This window comes from Streptomyces sp. NPDC050509, from assembly GCF_044457965.1.
Taxonomy (GTDB): domain Bacteria; phylum Actinomycetota; class Actinomycetes; order Streptomycetales; family Streptomycetaceae; genus Streptomyces.
This window is the reverse complement of sequence record NZ_JBITHL010000004.1, coordinates 480526-498612: the sequence shown is the minus strand read 5'-3', so window position 1 is coordinate 498612 and position 18087 is coordinate 480526. Positions and strand designations below refer to the sequence as shown.

Annotated in this window: 14 protein-coding genes and 1 riboswitch; of the genes, 2 read left to right on the top strand and 12 right to left on the bottom strand. The window is 69.9% G+C overall.

Features of this window, described 5'->3' with window-relative positions:
• Positions 1-62 precede the first annotated feature (62 nt).
• Both ACIBJC_RS14610 and ACIBJC_RS14605 read left to right on the top strand, forming a co-directional pair.
• The gene (locus ACIBJC_RS14610) at positions 63-833 is read left to right on the top strand and encodes an ABC transporter ATP-binding protein (RefSeq protein WP_399292008.1); all 771 of its coding nucleotides are present in this window, start codon (positions 63-65) and stop codon (positions 831-833) included.
• Positions 834-971: 138 nt separating this feature from the next.
• Positions 972-3515 carry an ABC transporter permease gene (locus ACIBJC_RS14605; RefSeq protein ID WP_399292006.1) on the top strand — a complete coding sequence of 848 codons (2544 nt, stop codon included), beginning with the start codon at positions 972-974 and terminating at the stop codon, positions 3513-3515.
• Positions 3516-3610: 95 nt separating this feature from the next.
• Here ACIBJC_RS14605 and ACIBJC_RS14600 read toward each other — a convergent pair whose 3' ends face one another.
• The 12 genes from ACIBJC_RS14600 to ACIBJC_RS14545 all read right to left on the bottom strand — a co-directional run bounded on the left by ACIBJC_RS14600 (position 3611) and on the right by ACIBJC_RS14545 (position 17805).
• Entirely contained in the window at positions 3611-4909 is a 1299-nt protein-coding gene (locus tag ACIBJC_RS14600) for a class I SAM-dependent methyltransferase (RefSeq protein WP_399292004.1), read from the bottom strand.
• Between the two features lie 382 nt (positions 4910-5291).
• Positions 5292-6680, bottom strand: coding sequence for an NAD(P)/FAD-dependent oxidoreductase (locus tag ACIBJC_RS14595; RefSeq protein ID WP_329823444.1), 1389 nt, complete (start codon positions 6678-6680; stop codon positions 5292-5294).
• 414 nt (positions 6681-7094) lie between these two features.
• Entirely contained in the window at positions 7095-8225 is a 1131-nt protein-coding gene (locus tag ACIBJC_RS14590; RefSeq protein WP_399292001.1) for a phosphatidylserine/phosphatidylglycerophosphate/cardiolipin synthase family protein, read from the bottom strand.
• 207 nt (positions 8226-8432) lie between these two features.
• Positions 8433-9377 (bottom strand): exopolyphosphatase, encoded by a 945-nt coding sequence (locus tag ACIBJC_RS14585; protein ID WP_399291999.1) that lies wholly within the window; start codon positions 9375-9377, stop codon positions 8433-8435.
• Complete coding sequence (locus ACIBJC_RS14580) at positions 9374-9925, bottom strand: DUF501 domain-containing protein (protein WP_399291997.1); 552 nt, start codon at positions 9923-9925, stop codon at positions 9374-9376. The genes ACIBJC_RS14585 and ACIBJC_RS14580 overlap by 4 nt, the downstream gene beginning before the upstream one ends.
• 77 nt (positions 9926-10002) lie before the next feature.
• Positions 10003-10476 carry a septum formation initiator family protein gene (locus tag ACIBJC_RS14575; RefSeq protein ID WP_329823436.1) on the bottom strand — a complete coding sequence of 158 codons (474 nt, stop codon included), beginning with the start codon at positions 10474-10476 and terminating at the stop codon, positions 10003-10005.
• A 130-nt stretch (positions 10477-10606) separates the two neighbouring features.
• On the bottom strand, positions 10607-11899 hold the full coding sequence (gene eno, locus ACIBJC_RS14570; protein WP_399291995.1) for a phosphopyruvate hydratase: 1293 nt from the start codon (positions 11897-11899) through the stop codon (positions 10607-10609).
• Positions 11900-12101: 202 nt separating this feature from the next.
• Positions 12102-12863 carry a transglycosylase family protein gene (locus ACIBJC_RS14565; protein ID WP_399292354.1) on the bottom strand — a complete coding sequence of 254 codons (762 nt, stop codon included), beginning with the start codon at positions 12861-12863 and terminating at the stop codon, positions 12102-12104.
• A gap of 8 nt (positions 12864-12871) precedes the next feature.
• Positions 12872-13044: riboswitch (cyclic di-AMP (ydaO/yuaA leader) on the bottom strand.
• 579 nt (positions 13045-13623) lie between these two features.
• Positions 13624-14412, bottom strand: coding sequence for a transglycosylase family protein (locus ACIBJC_RS14560; RefSeq protein ID WP_399291993.1), 789 nt, complete (start codon positions 14410-14412; stop codon positions 13624-13626).
• Between the two features lie 207 nt (positions 14413-14619).
• Complete coding sequence (locus ACIBJC_RS14555; RefSeq protein ID WP_399291991.1) at positions 14620-15900, bottom strand: cytochrome P450; 1281 nt, start codon at positions 15898-15900, stop codon at positions 14620-14622.
• Positions 15901-16020: 120 nt separating this feature from the next.
• Entirely contained in the window at positions 16021-17067 is a 1047-nt protein-coding gene (locus ACIBJC_RS14550) for a nucleoside triphosphate pyrophosphohydrolase (RefSeq protein ID WP_399291989.1), read from the bottom strand.
• A gap of 81 nt (positions 17068-17148) precedes the next feature.
• Complete coding sequence (locus ACIBJC_RS14545) at positions 17149-17805, bottom strand: SurA N-terminal domain-containing protein (protein ID WP_399291987.1); 657 nt, start codon at positions 17803-17805, stop codon at positions 17149-17151.
• Positions 17806-18087 lie beyond the last annotated feature (282 nt).

Below are 18087 nucleotides of genomic sequence, written 5' to 3'. Positions count from 1 at the left end.
CCACTCGCCGCGTCCTCGCCGCCGGCTCCGTGCCGGCTCCGTCCCGACAGGAGTGTTCTTCCGTGACCACCACCCCGCTCGCCCACCGCGCCACCGCGGTGGCCGCCCGCGCCTCCGATCTCTCGAAGGTCTACGGAATGGGCGAGACCCAAGTGGTCGCGCTCGACCATGTCTCCGTCGACTTCCGCCAGGGCGAGTTCACGGCGATCATGGGCCCTTCCGGCTCCGGCAAGTCCACGCTGATGCACTGCGTGGCCGGCCTCGACAGCTTCAGCAGCGGCTCCGTACGCATAGGCGAGACCGAGCTGTCCACCCTGAAGGACAAGAAGCTCACGCAGTTGCGCCGGGACAAGATCGGCTTCATCTTCCAGGCGTTCAACCTGCTGCCGACCCTGACGGCCCTGGAGAACATCACGCTCCCCATGGACATCGCGGGCCGCAAGCCCGACAAGCAGTGGCTGGACCAGGTCATCACGATGATCGGACTGGCCGACCGGCTCGGCCACCGGCCCACGCAGCTCTCCGGCGGCCAGCAGCAGCGCGTGGCCGTCGCCCGCGCCCTCGCCTCGCAGCCCGAGATCATCTTCGGTGACGAGCCGACCGGGAACCTGGACTCGCGCTCCGGCGCCGAGGTGCTGGGCTTCCTGCGCAACTCGGTGCGGGAGCTGGGCCAGACCGTCGTGATGGTGACGCACGACCCGGTGGCCGCGTCCTACGCGGACCGGGTGATCTTCCTCGCCGACGGGCGCATCGTCGACGAGATGTTCGCGCCCAGCGCCGACGGCGTGCTGGACCGGATGAAGGCGTTCGACGCCAAGGGCCGCACGAGCTGACCGGACGCCCGCCCTTCCCGACCGTACGGCCGCCTGCCTGACCGTACGGCCGTACGCCTGCCTGTATACGCGTCCGTACGTCCCCGCCGTACGCCCTGTCCCCGTCCCGTCCGGCCCACCTTCACCAGGACTCCCACCATGTTCCGTACCGCCCTGCGCACTGTGCTCTCGCACAAGGCCAGGCTGCTGATGACCGTCCTCGCCGTCATGCTCGGCGTCGCCTTCGTCTCCGGCACCCTGGTCTTCACCGACACCCTAGGCAACGCCTTCCGCAACGAGTCGGCGAAGAACTACAAGGACGTCGCCGTCTCCGTCACCTCCTACGACCTCCGCGAGAGCAGCGACAAGGAGGAACGCGCGTCGGGCCCGGGCCTCAGCGAGGCCGCCATGGACCGGATCAAGGCGCTCGACGGGGTCGCCTCCGTCACCGGACGCGTCAACGGCTTCGCCGGGGTCGCCGACCCCGACGGCAAGCTGATCGGCGACGGCTGGTCGAACACCGGCTCCAACTTCTCGCCCGGCGAGAACGGCAAGGACTCGGCGTACACCTTCACCGACGGCTCCGGCCCCCGCGAGGCCGGCCAGATCGCCCTCGACGAGTCGACCGCCACCAAGGGTGAGTACAAGGTCGGCGACGCCGTACGGGTCGCCACCAACGGGCCGGTGAAGGTGTACACCCTCTCCGGTGTCTTCACCTCCAAGGACGGCGCGGTCAACGCGGGCGGCAGCCTGGTCCTCTTCGACACGAAGGTCGCCCAGAAGCTCTACCTGGAGCCCGGCTACTACTCGGACGCCACGGTCACCGCCGCGTCCGGCGCCTCCGACGCCGCGCTCCTCACCCAGGTCAAGAAGATCCTCCCGAAGAACGCCGAGGCGGACACCGGCGACGCGCTGGCCGAGCAGCAGGCGAAGGACATCGAGAAGGGCCTCGAAGGCATCAACCAGATGCTGCTGGCCTTCGCCGCCATCGCCCTGTTCGTCGGCATCTTCCTGATCTCCAACACCTTCACCATGCTGGTCGCCCAGCGCACCAGGGAACTGGCGCTGCTGCGCGCCGTCGGCGCCTCCCGCAAGCAGGTCAAGCGCTCGGTGCTGGCCGAGGCGACCATCGTCGGGGTCATCGCGTCGGTGATCGGCTTCGCCCTCGGGCTCGGCCTGGCGATCGGACTGCGCGGCCTGATGGACTCGTTCGGCGCGAAGATCCCGGGCGGGCCGCTGATCATCTCCCCGGTCGCGATCGGTGCCGCACTCGGCGTCGGGGTGCTGATCACCGTGTTCGCCGCCTGGCTGCCCGCCCGCCGGGCCGCGAAGATCCCGCCGGTGGCGGCGATGAACAGCGTGCACGCCGTGGCCACCACCAAGTCCCTCGTCGTCCGCAACTCCATCGGCCTCGTCATCGCCCTGCTCGGCGTGGGCGGGATCCTGGCGGGCGCGAACATCGGCTCCGACGGCCGGTTCATCCTGGCCGCGGGCGCGTTCGTCACGATGATCGGCGTCATCGTGCTGATCCCGCTGCTGTCCCGGCCGGTCATCGCGCTGGTCCGGCCGCTGCTCGTACGGGCCTTCGGGGTGTCGGGCAAGCTGGCGAGCCAGAACGCCGTACGGAACCCGCGGCGTACCGGAGCGACCGCCTCCGCTCTGGCCATCGGACTCACCCTGGTCACCGCTCTGACGGTGCTCGGTGTCACGGTCGGCCAGGCCATCGACAAGGTGACCACGGACAACATCAAGGCCGACTACATGGTCATGATGGCCAACAGCAGCCCGCTGGACCCGACCGCCCTGAGCGCGCTGGAGAAGGCGCCCGGCGTCAGCGCGGTCTCCCCGCAGCAGGCAGTCGACCTGGAGATCAAGGGCGAGTACCACTCGGGCTCCGCGGTCACCCCCGGGGACATCGAGAAGGTCTTCAACCTCACCACGGTCTCCGGCTCGCTGAGCTCGCTCTCCGGCGACGCGGTCGCTGTCGCCGAGGACACCGCGAAGTCCAACGGCTGGAAGACCGGCGACACCGTCCCGGTGAAGTTCGCCGACGGCAAGACCGAGAACCTGAAGGTCGGCGCGATCTACAAGGGGATCGAGTTCCTCTCCCCCCTGCTCGTCTCGACCGACCTGGCCAACCCGCACGAGACCACGCAGCACGTCCGCGAGGTCTGGGTGAAGGCGGACGGCGGCGCGAGCAGCGCCCATGAGCAGGCCCTCGTGGACGCCCTGGGCAAGAACCCGGCGATCACGGTGATGGACCAGCAGGACATCAGGAACCAGACCAGCGGCATGATCAACACGGCGCTGAACATCATGTACGGCCTGCTGGCGATGGCCCTGATCATCGCGGTCCTCGGAGTCATCAACACCCTGGCGATGTCGGTCTTCGAGCGGCAGCAGGAGATCGGCATGCTGCGGGCGATCGGTCTGGACCGGCGCAGGGTGAAGCGGATGATCCGGCTGGAGGCCGTGGTGATCTCGCTCTTCGGCGCGGTGGTCGGTATCTGCCTCGGCTCCTTCCTGGCCTGGGCGATCGGCCAGACGATCATGAACGCGATCCCCGGGTACGCGCTGTTCATGCCGTGGGACAGGATCGCGCTCTTCCTGGCGCTGGCCGCGCTGGTGGGCGTCCTGGCGTCGCTGTGGCCGGCGCGCAGCGCGGCGAAGCTCAACATGCTGACGGCGATCAAGACCGAGTAGCGGCCGGCGGAACGGCGTACGGCGACGTACAGCGACAGGCGTACGGAAGGGTCGGGCCCCTGGCGGATTCCAGGGGTCCGACCCTTCTCGTCTGCTCAGGCGCCCCAGCGGCGGGCCCGCAGCGGCATCCCGGACGCGCCGTCGTCCGGGGGCCGGACGGCCAGGATCTGGTTGACGCCGATCCGGTTGCGCTCGAAGGAGAGCGCGGACGCCGCCATGTAGAGCCGCCAGACGCGGGCGCGGCCCACGGAGGTCGCGTGCACCGCCTCCGCCCAGTGTTCCTCCAGGTTGGCCACCCAGCGGCGCAGGGTCAGCGCGTAGTGCTCCCGGATCGACTCGACGTCACGGGCCTCGAAGCCCGCTTCCTCCAGGGTGGAGACGGTGCGGCCGAGCGGCGCCAGTTCGCCGTCGGGGAAGACGTACGAGTCGATGAAGTCGTCGATGTGGTACTGCCCCTCGTCCTTCTCGGGGCGCCGGGCGATCTGGTGGTTCAGCAGCCGGCCGCCCGGCTTGAGCAGGCCGTACAGGTCGTCGGCGTACTCGCGGTACTGGACCGAGCCCACGTGCTCGGCCATCCCGATGGAGGAGATCGCGTCGTACGGGCCGTCCCTGACGTCCCTGTAGTCCTGGACGCGGATCTCGATACGGTCGGTCAGCCCCTCCTCCGCGATGCGCTTGCGGGCGAACGCGGCCTGCTCCCGGGAGAGCGTGATCCCGGTGACCCGGGCGCCGTACTCGCGGGCCGCGTGGATGGCCATGGAGCCCCAGCCGCAGCCGACGTCCAGGAGCCGCTCGTCCTCCCGGAGGCCGAGCTTGCGGCAGATCAGGTCGAGCTTGTCGCGCTGCGCGTCTTCGAGGGTGAAGCCCGGGCCCGCGTCCCAGTAGGCGCAGGAGTAGACCATGGACGGGCCGAGGACCAGTGCGTAGAAGTCGTTGCCGACGTCGTAGTGGTGGCTGATCGCCTCCTTGTCGCGGCGCTTGGTGTGCAGGGCGCCGTGCCTGCGTCTGATCTCCTCGACGGGCGGGGCGGGCGGCGGCCAGGGCCCCGCGATCCCCACGAGCCCGCGGGCCGCGGCGCGCATCCGGGGGTCGCGTACGGGGTGGATCCTGTCCTTGGGGTCGGCGCCGCGCTCCCAGATGAGCCCGGCGAGACGTTCGAGGAGCGCGTACAGATCGCCGTCCACGTCGATCTCCCCGGCGACCCAGGCGCGTGCGAGCCCCAGCTCACCGGGCTTCCAGAGGAGACGGCGCAGGGCGCGGCGATGACGGATGATCAGAGTGGGAGCGCCGGGAGGACCCGATTCGCTGCCGTCCCAGGCGCGGATACGGACCGGGAGCGGGGCCCCCAGCAACTCTTCGGCAAGAGTGGTCAGCCGCAGCGCGGCGTCGGCCATGGCGCACACCTCCGTGGTGGTGGATACCGGACATGCTCAACACCACGTAAACACCGGTCGGGTACGGATGCAGTCCCTGTGACGGGCAATGAGACGGCAAAATACTTGCATCTACCACGGACTTTGGCCGGGTGTGGCCCCGCGCCCTCGGCCCGTACCCGCGCCCGCGCTCTCCCCCGCCCCGCCCCCCGCCCCTTTCCGGCCCCTTCCCAGCGCCCTCCCAGCGCTCTCCCGGCCTCCTCCCTGCCCTTCAGGGCGCGAAGATCCAGAACGGGCCTGCTGGTCCGTCAGAGCGACCGGCGCACTCCGGGGCGCGCGGTCCGGGCATGCGGAAGGGCCGCCCGCACCACGGATGGCGGACGGCCCTTTCAGTACCGCGTGCTTAAGAGGCCTTGGCCTTCTCCGCGGGCGCGGCCGACGCGGCGGCGGGCGCCGGGGTCGGCTTCGCGGCCTCGTAGAACTCCTCGCGCGGCGTCTCCATGGCGCCCAGCGAGACGACCTCGCGCTTGAGGAACATCGCGAGCGTCCAGTCGGCGAAGACCCGGATCTTGCGGTTCCAGGTCGGCATGGCCATGCCGTGGTAGCCACGGTGCATGTACCAGGCCAGCCGGCCCTTGACCTTGATCTTCATCTTGCCCATGACGATCATCGCGACGCCCTTGTGGACCCCGAGACCGGCGACCGCACCCTTGTTGGCGTGGCTGTAGTCGCCCTGCGGGAAGCCGCGCATGCCCGAGATGACGTTGTCACCGAGGACCTTGGCCTGGCGCAGCGCGTGCTGGGCGTTGGGCGGGCACCAGGCGTTCGGGTTGCCGGCCTTGCGGCCGACGAGGTCCGGGACCTGGGCGTTGTCGCCGGCGGCCCAGATGTAGTCGGTGCCCTGGACCTGGAGCTTCTCGCTGGTGTCCACGTGGCCGCGGGGGCCGAGCGGCAGACCGAAGCGGGCGAGCGCCGGGTTCGGCTTGACGCCGGCGGTCCACACGATGGTGTTGGAGTCGACCTCAAGGCCGTTGTTGAGCACGACGTGACCGTCGACGCAGGAGTCCATGCCGGTCTTGAGGTAGACCTCGACACCGCGGCCTTCGAGGTGCTCCTTGCCCCAGGCGCCCAGCTTCGGGCCGACCTCGGGGAGGATCTTGTCGGCGACATCCACGAGCAGGAAGCGCATGTCCTCGCGCTTGACGTTCGTGTAGTACTTGGCCGCGTCGCGCGCCAGGTCCTCGACCTCGCCGACGGTCTCCGCGCCGGCGAAGCCGCCGCCCACGAAGACGAAGGTCAGCGCCTTGCGGCGGACCTCCTCGTCGGTCGTCGAGTCAGCCTTGTCGAGCTGTTCGAGGACGTGGTTGCGCAGGCCGATGGCCTCCTCGATGCCCTTCATACCGATGCCCTGCTCGGCGAGGCCGGGGATCGGGAAGGTACGGGAGACCGCGCCGAGCGCGATGACGAGGTAGTCGAAGGGCAGCTCGTAGGACTCGCCGACGAGCGGCGCGACCGTGGCGACCTTGCGGTCCTGGTCAATGGTGGTGACACGGCCGGTGAGCACCTCAGCCTTGGGCAGCACGCGTCGCAGCGGTACGACGACATGCCGAGGCGAAATGCTGCCGGCGGCGGCTTCGGGGAGGAAGGGCTGGTACGTCATGTACGAGCGAGGGTCGACGACCGTGACGGTCGCCTCCCCGTAGCGCATCTTCTTCAGAATGCGACGAGCTGCGTACAGGCCTACGTACCCACCGCCTACAACGAGGATCCTGGGACGCTCCGTGGTGCTCATGCCATCGAGTATCCACCCCCCTCGGAGGGGGTGCTCGTGAGCCCCTTCACAAGGTGTTACCCCCCTTGTGTTACACTGCGCGGCTCACGTGATCCAGGTCATGCCGACCCAGGGGAACCAGACGGGGTGTTTAGACGTTGTCCACCCCTCGTGAGCTGGCCATTCCGCCGCCCTCCGGGCACCGAACCGGCCATACGATTCACGCCGCCACCCCGCACCCCGAACCACCCGGTACAAGGGCTCGGAGGGTCGGCACTCCTGACAGCGGACCCTCCTGACGGGGTACGGCGCCCACCGGGAGCGTTTTCCTTGTGAAGAAGTTCACGAAGTTTCCGGCGAAGGGTCCGGGGGCGCCGCGGACGGGGCGGTACCGGCGTCGGTCCCGGGTGGCAGCGCCGGTCCCGGGTACCGGCGTCAGACCCGGGTGGCGGCGTTCAGCAGGTTCGTGAAGTTCCGGCTGTACGCGTCGTACGGCGCGGCGCCCTCCAGACGGAGCAGGGCCTCGTCGTTCCGCTGGAGCGACGCGTAGTCCAGGTTGTGGGAGCCGGTGAAGGTCCACTTGGTGTCGGCGTGGCCCGCGTACGTCCCTTCGACCAGGAAGTACTTCGAGTGCACCAGGTGGCCGTCGGCCGTGTTGAGTTGGCGGATGTCGATGTTCTCCCGGCCCGCGAGCTTGGACGCGTCGTTGCTCTCCGCGTACACGATCCGGATGACGCAGCCCTGGGCGGCCATGGACCTCAGCTTGTCCGCGACCTCGTCCCGGTGCAGCGCGAAGGCCGCCACGCTCACCTTGCTCCGGGCGGCGCAGGAAACGTTGTCGAGAAGGCCCACCACGATGTCGCCCGTGCTCTGCGGGAAGAAGTAGTACTTCTCCGTGCCGACCTTGCCGCTGGTGAAGTAGTTGGCGTTCTTCTTCATCGCGGCCAGGTCATTGAAATAGCCCACGTACGCCGTATAGAGATCGGTGTTTCCGACGACGGTATAGGCATTGTTCCAGTATTTCGCGGTGTTGAGACTTGTCTGGTTGGCCGATGTCTGGATCACCACGTCCTCGGCCTCTCCCGCACTGCCGATACGGGAGAAGGTGAAGAACTTGTTGTGGTTGATCATCGAGCTGTGACCGGTGGAGATACACGCCCCACCCGCCGTACAGACCCGCACCCACGAGGTGGCGGTACGATCCGTCCCCAGCTCGGCGACCAGGCTCCTGGCCGCCGCCGAGTCCGCGTATTTCGCGTCGAGCACGACCCTGATCATGACACCGCGCGCATGGGCGGATTTCAGCGCGTTCGTGTAGTCCTGATCATTCAGGGCGTAGAGCGCGGCACGGATCAGCCGCCCGCTCTGGGTATTGTCGATGGCGCCGATGATGTGGTTCTTCACCGCGTTCTGCGCGTCGGCGGAACCCTGCGGATTATTGAACACGGCCCCCGTCGAAATCGGCGGATCGGCCTGTACGGCGGAGGCCGTTCCCCCGGTCAGCATCGTGCCGACGAGCGCGGTCGCCGCGGCGACCATTCCCGCTCTCAGCAGCGGGCGACGCATACGGACACGCTTATTCGGAATCAACTGTTCCCCCCGTCTCGATTCGCTCGGTAAACCCGGGCGAAGAGAGCGCAATGTTTCCATGTGGATCACCGGGTGTCCACGGGGTTCACGTCTCCGCGCAGAACACGGATGAGTCCGCGTACACGGCACGGCACGGCCGCCCCGAGTCCGAAGACCCGGGGCGGCCCGTTCACTTCCGTACCGTCACGCCCCGTCGAGCGCGCAGTCCCACGCGATCCCGTCCAGGATGTCGTGTTCGCTGACGACGACCTCCTGGGCGCCGGTCCGTTCCATGATCGCGAGCAGGACGAGAGAGCCCGCGCCGATGACGTCCACCCGGCCCGGGTGCATCACGGGGATCGCGGCCCGTTCCGCATGGGTGGCGGCGAGCAGGCGGTCGGTGATCTCCTTGACCCGCTCGTACGGGACACGGGAGCGGTGGATCGCCGCGGAGTCGTACGTCTCCAGGCCCAGCGCGATCGCGGCCACCGTCGTCACCGAGCCGGCCAGGCCGACCAGCGTACGGGGCTCGCGCAGCGGGACGGTCCGTTCCGCGAGGTCGAGCGCCGCCTCGATGTCCGCACGGACCGCGGCGATCGCGGCGGGCGTCGGCGGGTCGAGGACGTCGCCGCCGTCCCGTACGAGGTGGCGCTCCGTCAGCCGTACGCAGCCGATGTCCACCGACCGCGCCGCCCGCACCCGGTCGTCACCGACGACGAACTCGGTGGAGCCGCCGCCGATGTCCACCACGAGGAAGCTGTCCTGCCCGGGCAGCTCCTTCGTCGCGCCGGTGAAGGAGAACGCCGCCTCCTGGTCGCCGGTGATCACCTCGGGCTCCACGCCCAGGATGTCCAGCACCCCGCGCACGAAGTCGTCGCGGTTCTCGGCGTCGCGCGAGGCGGACGTGGCCACGAAGCGGATCCGCTCCGCGCCGTGCTCCGCGATGACCGCCGCGTACTCCCGGCACGCGGCGAAGGTACGCTCCAGCGCCTCCGGCGCGAGCCGGCCCGTCCGGTCGACGCCCTGGCCGAGCCGTACGATCGTCATCCGCCGGTCGAGATCGACCAGTTCGCCCGTTTCCGGGTGGACGTCGGCGACGAGCAGGCGGATCGAGTTCGTACCGCAGTCGATGGCCGCGACCCTGGTCATGCCGCGCCCGCCCCCGCGTCGGAAGGACCGGACCCGCACGGCGTGACGCACGGGCCCTTCGCCCACCACTCCGGGAGCATCGCCAACGCCTCGTCACCCAGCGGGTTCACCCCGGGGCCGGCCGCCAGCGAGTGGCCGACCAGGACGTGCAGGCACTTCACCCGGTCCGGCATGCCGCCCGCGCTGGGGAAGCCCTCCAGCACCTCGATGGCGTCGCGCCGCGCGAGGTAGTCCTCGTGCGCCGCGCGGTACGCGGCGGCCAGCTCGGGGTCGGTCGCGAGGCGCTCGGTCATCTCCTTCATGACACCGTTCGCCTCCAGCGTGCCGATGGCCGAGGCCGCGCGCGGGCACGTCAGGTAGTACGTCGTCGGGAAGGGCGTGCCGTCGGGGAGCCGCGGGGCGGTCTCGACCACGTCCGGCTGTCCGCAGGGGCAGCGGTGCGCGATGGCGCGCAGCCCGCGCGGCGGGCGGCCGAGCTGTTCCTTGAAAGCGGCGACGTCCGCCTCGGTGGGCTCGGTGCGTACGGTCTGCGGAGGGGGCGTCTTCATGCCTGCCTGGTTCTGCCGTTCCGGATTCATGTCATGCGGATTCGTGTCATACGGTGCGTGCGTGCGGGGGCGGGGGGCTAGGTGCCGGGGCGGTCCGCCTCGTCCACGCCGTCCAGGACGTTCGAGTACCAGGGCCGGTCCGCCGCGCCCTGTTCCGCGCGCCGCTCCTCCGCCTCCGCCGGGTCGATGACGGTGAAACCCGTCTCCCCCGGCCGCAGGTAGTGCAGATGCTCGCGGGCCAGCCGCTCGATGTACGCGTCGTCCTGGAGCCGCGCCTTCTCGTCGCGCAACTCCTCCACCTGCCGCTGGGCCTCCTGGCTCAGCCGCTCCTGGTCGGCGATCTCGTTCCGCTGCGACACGTACTCCCGCATCGGGTACGCGAGCGCCACCACCAGGGTGCAGACGACCAGCGCGAGGAAGGCCGCCCGTCCCGTGAGCCGGGACCGGCGGTCCTGCCTGCGGTTCTGCGAGCGGTAGACCCGGGCCGCGGTCTGCTCGCCGAGCAGCCGCAGTCTGGTCGAGGTGGAGAACCGGTCGCGGTTCCCGGCCATGGCCCGCCTCCCCTGTCACGTACGTACGTCCCCGGACACGGTACGGGACCGCGGCCGGGGACGTACGGACGACGGGCGGTTCGCCGCCCGCGACGGGCTACGCGTTACGCGCCGCCCGCCCTCTGATCAACTAGTTCGCGGAGCGGAAGCGCGGGAACGCGCTGCGGCCCGCGTACACCGCCGCGTCGTCGAGGATCTCCTCGATGCGCAGAAGCTGGTTGTACTTGGCGACGCGGTCCGAGCGGGCCGGGGCGCCGGTCTTGATCTGACCGCAGTTCACGGCCACCGCGAGGTCGGCGATCGTGACGTCCTCGGTCTCACCGGAGCGGTGGGACATCATGCACTTGAAGCCGTTGCGCTGGGCCAGCTCGACGGCGTCCAGGGTCTCGGTCAGCGAGCCGATCTGGTTGACCTTGACGAGCAGGGCGTTGGCCGAGCCCTCCTCGATGCCCCGGGCGAGGCGCTCCGGGTTGGTGACGAAGAGGTCGTCGCCGACGATCTGGACCTTGGCGCCCAGCTTGTCGGTGATGATCTTCCAGCCGGCCCAGTCGTCCTCGAAGAGCGGGTCCTCGATGGAGACGAGCGGGTAGGCGGCGACCAGCTCCTCGTAGTACTCGGTCATCTCGGCGGCCGAGCGCGACTTGCCCTCGAACTCGTACGAGCCGTCCTTGTAGAACTCGGACGCGGCGACGTCGAGCGCGAGCGCGATGTCACGGCCGGGGACGTAACCGGCCTCCTTGACCGCTTCGAGGATGAGGTCGAGCGCGGCGCGGTTGGACTCCAGGTTGGGCGCGAAGCCGCCCTCGTCGCCCAGACCGGTGGAGAGGCCCTTCTGCTTCAGGACCTTCTTGAGCGTGTGGTAGACCTCGGCGCCCCAGCGCAGCGCCTCGGAGAAGGACTCCGCGCCGATCGGGGCGATCATGAATTCCTGGATGTCGACATTCGAATCGGCGTGCGAGCCACCGTTCAGGATGTTCATCATCGGAACGGGCAGCAGGTGCGCGTTCGGGCCGCCCAGGTAGCGGAAGAGCGGCAGGTCGGACGCCTCGGAGGCGGCGTGCGCGACGGCGAGCGAGACACCGAGGATGGCGTTGGCGCCCAGCGAACCCTTGTTCTCGGTCGCGTCCAGGTCGATCATCGCCTGGTCGATGAGGCGCTGCTCGGTGGCGTCGTACCCGACCAGCTCCGGGCCGATCTGCTCGATGACGGCGAGGACGGCCTTCTCGACACCCTTGCCCAGGTAGCGGTTGGCGTCTCCGTCGCGGAGTTCGACGGCCTCGAACGCACCGGTGGAGGCACCGGAGGGGACAGCAGCACGACCCGTGCTGCCGTCGTCGAGGCCGACCTCGACCTCGACCGTGGGGTTACCTCGGGAGTCGAGGATTTCCCGGGCTACGACGACGTCGATGGACGGCACGAGCATCTCCTTCTGGATGTGACGCGTGGGTGCAGGGTCTCTTGGCCTTGCGACATGAGCCTAACCGGCTCCGGGTCATCGGCCAGCCGGTGCCCGCCCCTAAGGCGCCGCCGTGGACCCTCCCGGGCGACATGAGGCCCGGTTCCGTGCCCGAAAAGGCCCCGGCCCGGCGCGTACGGGGGTGACGCGCCGGGCCGGGGAGGACGGATCAGCTCAGGTGGAGCTGCTGACCCGGGTAGATGACGTCCGCGTCGGGGACGATGTCCTTGTTCAGGTCGAAGATCTTCTCCCAGCCGCCCTTGACCTTGTGGGCGGTGGCGATCTTGGAGAGGGTGTCGCCGGACTTGACCTTGTACTCGCCGTCACCCTTCTTGATCGTGGCGGGACGGCTCTGGCCGCGCGAGGCCGGCTGCGCCTCGTCACGGCTCGACTGCTGCGGCTGCGCCTGCTGGCTCGGGGCGGACTTCTGCGTACCGGAGTTGCTGGAGCTACCAGAATTGCTGGAGCTACCGGAATTGCTGGAGCTGCCCGAGTTGCTGGAGCTGGAGGAACCGGAGTCGGAACCGGAGCCCGAGCCGGTCGAGCCGCCGCCGTACGAGGCGCCGGAGAGGTTCACGCCGCAGTTCGGCCAGGCGCCCTTGCCCTGGCCCGCGAGGACCTTCTCGGCGACGGCTATCTGCTGCGACTTGGAGGCCTGGTCGGCGCGCTGGGCGTAGGAGGTACCGCCGTACGCGGCCCAGGTGGAGGGCGTGAACTGCAGACCGCCGTAGAAGCCGTTGCCGGTGTTGATCGACCAGTTGCCGCCGGACTCGCACTGGGCGACCTGGTCCCACTCGGAGGCGGTGGCGGCGGAGGCGGCGGTGGCACCGAGCAGGGGGGCCGCGACGGCGGCACCGGTGATCCCGGCGAGCGTCGCGTAGCGGACGGCCTTGGACGGGCGACGGTGCTTGGCCTTGCTGGAACGCAGCAGCATGGAACACATCTCCTCACCGACGCCTACGAGGTGAGCTGTCGGGTTCGGGCCAATGAGTTGCCCGGCCGCGTGCTCTCACACGCGGCTTCACCCCAAGCCGGTCACCGCCCGTCTCTCGACGGCCGGGCCCGGCGCGAACCTATGGGTCCCCCGCTCCTGCCTTCGGCGCTTGAAGCGACGATTACTCCCCCCGACCGACGGCAGGATTCGGCGTGACGGTCGACGAGGCCCGCGGTGCGAGCGGTTCAGACCGTAATCACAGGCCTGCCGGTTGTTCAAAGAGGAACATCCCGGAAAAAACGCCCTTACCTCCTCCGACGGACAATACGTTTCCGCAGGTGGGAACCGAATTCGCCCAACCGCCGAGACACAGAGCCCGAGTTGCGGTGAAGAGACCCTTGTCTCACTTGCACAGAAGGGGACATACGGTCGCTAACTCACCGCGTTCCGGCCGGAGATCGGAGGCGCCGGCCAGGACGGACGCGGCCGAGGAGGCGTCAACGGGGCGCCGTTCAACGGCACTCGCCCGCGCCCGCTCCGGATCCGTCCGTTCCGGGCCGCGGGATCCGTACGCGTCCGGCCGCCGGATCCGTACGCGCCGATCCCGGAACCGGCCGATCCCGTCCCGGAATCCTTGATTCCGGTCGGCGGAGCCGTCGGTTCCGGTCGGAGCCGTCGGTTCCGGTCGGAGCCGTCGGTTCCGGTCCGGAACAGTCGGTCCCGGCCCCCCGGCCCCCCGGCCCCCGGCGCGGGCGCCTCAGACCCAGCCGCCGACGACCTTCTGTCCGCCGGTCGACAGGGAGAGGTGGCCGCCGACCGCGTCGACAACCCGCTCGACCTCGCGCTCCACGCCCTCCGTGAGCTTGCCGGCGTCACGCGTCCCTGCGGCCCCGCGGGACGCACGGCTGTCCGCCCCGCGCTCCTCCGTCGCATCGCCCGGCGTGGCGCTCTCGTCGGCCGCCTGGCCGCGGTGCTTGCCCTTGGACGTGCCGCCCTTGTCGTCGGCGTCGTCCTCGCCGGTCGCGGAACCGGTGGCTCCGGGGCTCGGGCTGGTGGCGTCCGGGTACTCGTCCCCGTCCCGCTCCGTCGCCGTACCCTTGTCCGCGCCCTTGCCGGTCGTACCGTCAGCCGACGGCGACGTACTCCCGGACGCGTCGGTCGACGGGGTTCCGGACGTGTCGGCGCTCTCGCCCCCGCCCGTCACCCCTTCCACGACGTCGGAGACAGCGCCGCCGACCGCCTTGGTCAGCCCGGAGACACCGGCGCAACTGGACCACGCCTGCGCCCCCTGGGCCTCGAACACCTTCTCGGCCACGGCTATCTGCTGCGAGCGGCTGGCCAGGTCGGGGCGCGCGGCGTAGTCCGCGCCCCCGAACTCGTCCCAGATCTCCTGGGACATCTGGAGCCCGCCGTAGTACCCGTTGCCGAGGTCGGCACTCCAGGTGCCGCCGCTCTCGCACTCGGCCACGTGGTCCCAGGTGGAGCCGTCCGCCGCGCTGGCGGCGCCGGCGCCGAGCAACGGGATCGCGATCGCGGATCCGGCCACCCCGGCGGCGACGAGAAGAGCAGGGGCCTGACGAGGTCGACGGTGTCGGCCGTTCCGGGACATGCGGTTGCCTTCCGTGTGACTGTCAATTCAACTCCGGCATGGTGCTGCCGAGTCGTCGTGAACGTAGCGGTACTCGAATGCTTGTCACAAGTCGATGCAGCGGAGATCACGTGAAAGTCACAGTATTGACGAACCGTCAGGCAATTACCGGCCGGACAATGGCGTGAACTGCACCGGAAGTGTGCGCAACCCCCTCATGATGAGCCCGCCGCGCCAGCGCAAATCGGAAGGATCTTCCGCAAGCCGCACGTCGGGAAGGCGGGTCAGCAGGGTGGCGAGCGCGGTCTGCCCCTCCACGCGGGCGAGCGGCGCGCCCAGGCAGTAGTGGATGCCGTGCCCGTATCCGAGGTGCTGATTGTCACGCCGCCCGAGGTCGAGCACGTCGGGGTCCGGGAAGCGCTCCGGGTCGCGGTCGGCGGCGGCCAGCACGACCAGCACGGGGTCGCCCGCCGCGATCCGCTGCCCGCCCAGGGTCAGCGGCTCGACGGCGTACCGCCAGGTCGCCATCTCCACGGGTCCGTCATGGCGGAGCAGTTCCTCGACCCCGGTCTCCAGCAGCCCGGTTTCACCGGCCGCGAGCGAACTTTGCAATCGTTCACGCTCGGCCGGATTTCGCATTAGCGTGTACATGCCATTTCCGATGAGATTCACCGTGGTCTCAAAACCGGCGAACAGAATGATAAAGGCCATCGCCGCGGCCTCATTCTCGGTCAAATGCTCACCGTGATCGCTCGCCCGGATCAGACCGGAGATCAGATCGTCGCCCGGATTCTCTCTTTTACGGTGGATGAGTTCGGCCAGATAGCCGCGCATCTTCTTCACCGAGCGGGCGACCCCGCCGCGCGGACCGCCCGTATGGCCCGGCTTTGAATGTCGCAGCATCATGCCCGCCCAGTCCCGGAAGTCGTCCTGGTCCTCGGGCGGCACCCCGAGCAGATCACAGATCGCGTAGATGGGCAGGGGGAAGGCGAAATCGTGGATCAGGTCCGCGCTGCCCCGCTCGGCGAAGCCGTCGATCAGACGGTCGGTCAGCTCCTGTACGCGCGGGGCGAACTCGGCGACGCGGCGGGGCGTGAACGCCTTGGACACCAGCCGCCGCAACCGGGTGTGGTCGGGCGGGTCGATGTTCAGGAGGTGCGTCATCAGCTCCGCCTTGCGCTCCCCCGGGATGCCCGTCTTCCCCCGGGCGTGCGCCGGCTCGGCGTGGTGCGCGGGGTTCTTGGAGAGCCGCGCGTCGGCGAGCGCCTGCCGGGCGTCCCCGTACCGGGTCACGAGCCATGCCTCGACCCCGCTGGGCAGCTCGGTGCGGTGCACCGGCGCGTGCTCGCGCAGCCAGGCGTACGCGGGGTAAGGATCGGTGGCGAACTCCCAGGTGAAGAGGGTGGGAGCGGCGCTGGCAGCGGAATTCTCGGACGCATCGGGCACGCCCCGACCGTAACCGCTGCACCGTACGGTCACGGCCGGAGGGGCGCGTACGGGCAGAGCGCGCCCGGCGCCCGAGGGGCGGCCCCACGCGCCCCGTCTGCCTTACGCGCCTTACGCGCCTTACGCGCCCGGTGTGCCCTCGGGCGCACGCTCGGCGGCCAGAATCCTGTCCCTATATACACGCGCCGCCGCGCGCAGCGCCGTCTCCGGGTCGACGCCCGCCTCGTCCGCCCGTACGGCCAGGGCCAGCAGCTCGTATCCGATGGACTCGCCCTCCGGGAGCGCGACCTCCAGACCGGCGGTACGGGCGCGGCTCGCGAGCTTCGCGGTGAGGGCGAGCCCCGGCTGACCGAGTGGTACGCCGTCGGTGACCGATGCGCGCCGCTTCTCGACCGCTTTCATCCGGAGCCAGTGCGCCTTGACCTCCTCGGGGGTGTCGGCGCTCTCGTCACCGAAGACATGGGGGTGGCGGTGGATCAACTTCTCGACGATGGTGCCCGCGACGTCGTCGATGGAGAACGCCCCGCTCTTCCCGTCCCCCTCCCCGTCGTCCCCCTCTTCCTCCTCTTCCCCTACCGGGCCCTCCTGGGCGATCCGGGCGTGGAAGACGACCTGGAGGAGGACGTCCCCCAGCTCCTCGCGCAGTTCGTCGGCGTCGCCGTCCTCGATCGCCTCGACCAGTTCGTACGCCTCCTCGATGGCGTACTTCGCGAGCCCCTCGTGCGTCTGGCCGGACGACCAGGGGCACTCGTTCCTGATCCGGTCCATGACCTGGACGAGATCGAGGAGCCGGGCGCCCGGCAGGTCGTACGATCCGGGCAGCAGCTCCAGGTCCGGCATCCGGACCCGGCCCGATCCAGCCAGCCGCGCGAGGCCGTCCGTCAGCCTCGCGTCCGTCCCGTCCCCGTCGGCGGCGGGGATCACCACGACGGTACGGCCGCCGGCGCACGCGTCGACCAGGTCCTGCGCGCCGGGCGCGGTGTGCTCGACGGTGACGCCGGCCTCGCGCAGATACGGCAACTGCGGATGACCGGCGTCGGCGCACACCACGCGGTCGGCGGCGTGCAGCGTCCGCCAGGCGGGCCAGGACAGCAGGCCGGGCGCGACCCGGTGGCTGGCGGTCAGCAGGACGATACGGCCGGGGGCTGCGGAAGCTTCGTCTGTCACCTCTCGAACCTACCTCCGCCCGGACCCCGCCCGACCCACGGGCATCACGACCCGAACGTACGTACGGACGGAGGTCGGGCGTCAGGCGTCCGGGGGCTGCTGCTCCGGTGCCTGGCGGGTGACCTGGGTGATCCACGGCGTCTTGGTCTCGCCGAGCCGCACCTCCTGGTCGTTCCAGCTTCCGTACCGCGGATTGACGTCGATACCCATCTCCTTCGACGTCCTCGTCAGTTCGGCGAGCACCTTCTGCTGCCCCTCCGGGGTCGAGGTGTTCGCGCCGAACGCACCCGCGACCTTGGTCAGCAGCACCTCGCGGCGGATCGCGGCGTCGATCTGCCCCGAGGAGAGCGCGCCCTGCTGGAGCAGCATCGCGGCGAACCGCTTCTCCCCGCCCGACTGCACGGCGGCCCGCGCACGGGTGTCCTGGATCTCCTTGCGGCTGACGCCGACCCCGGCGTCGTCGGCGGCGCGCTGGAGCACCCTGTCGAAGATCATGCCGTTCAGCTTGGCCTGGCTGAGCTGCGCGGTGTCCTTGATGAGCTGGGCGGACTCCGGTGTGGCCCGCTGCGCGTCCCGTACATCCCGTACCGCGGACTGGAGCGTGGACACCTCGATCCGCTGCCCGCCGACGACCGCCGCCGCTCCGGGATGGGTGTCACCGCCGCAGGCGGTGAGCAGCGGGGCCGCGGCGAGCAGGGCGACGGACAAGGAGAGCGCGGTGCGACGGCGGCGGTGCAAAGGGGGCCTCCCGGCGTGATTGTGCGGCGATGCACAAGACCTTGCAGTGATCGATGGTAGGCAGTGGACGTGGCGCAGGCCACTGCTTCGACCAACGATTCACGAGCGGATCGGGGCACGTACCGACGCGGGGCCGCCGCCTCCCGCCCTCAGGGACCGACGTCCAGGACGCGGACCCGTTCGCCCACGGCAACCCGCCAACCACCGACCCACCCCCGCTACCCCTCGGCGGCCTGCGCGCGGGGCTGCTGGATCTGCTTGCGGCCGGCCCCGACACCGGCG

Excerpts from the sequence above, each read along its gene's own strand:
- ACIBJC_RS14600 (WP_399292004.1), bottom strand. The coding sequence starts at position 4,909 with ATGGCCGACGCCGCGCTGCGGCTGACCACTCTTGCCGAAGAGTTGCTG.
- ACIBJC_RS14585 (WP_399291999.1), bottom strand. The coding sequence starts at position 9,377 with ATGACCAGGGTCGCGGCCATCGACTGCGGTACGAACTCGATCCGCCTG.
- ACIBJC_RS14595 (WP_329823444.1), bottom strand. The coding sequence starts at position 6,680 with ATGAGCACCACGGAGCGTCCCAGGATCCTCGTTGTAGGCGGTGGGTAC.
- ACIBJC_RS14575 (WP_329823436.1), bottom strand. The coding sequence starts at position 10,476 with ATGGCCGGGAACCGCGACCGGTTCTCCACCTCGACCAGACTGCGGCTG.
- eno (WP_399291995.1), bottom strand. The coding sequence starts at position 11,899 with ATGCTCGTGCCGTCCATCGACGTCGTCGTAGCCCGGGAAATCCTCGAC.
- ACIBJC_RS14605 (WP_399292006.1), top strand. The coding sequence starts at position 972 with ATGTTCCGTACCGCCCTGCGCACTGTGCTCTCGCACAAGGCCAGGCTG.
- ACIBJC_RS14590 (WP_399292001.1), bottom strand. The coding sequence starts at position 8,225 with ATGCGTCGCCCGCTGCTGAGAGCGGGAATGGTCGCCGCGGCGACCGCG.
- ACIBJC_RS14580 (WP_399291997.1), bottom strand. The coding sequence starts at position 9,925 with ATGAAGACGCCCCCTCCGCAGACCGTACGCACCGAGCCCACCGAGGCG.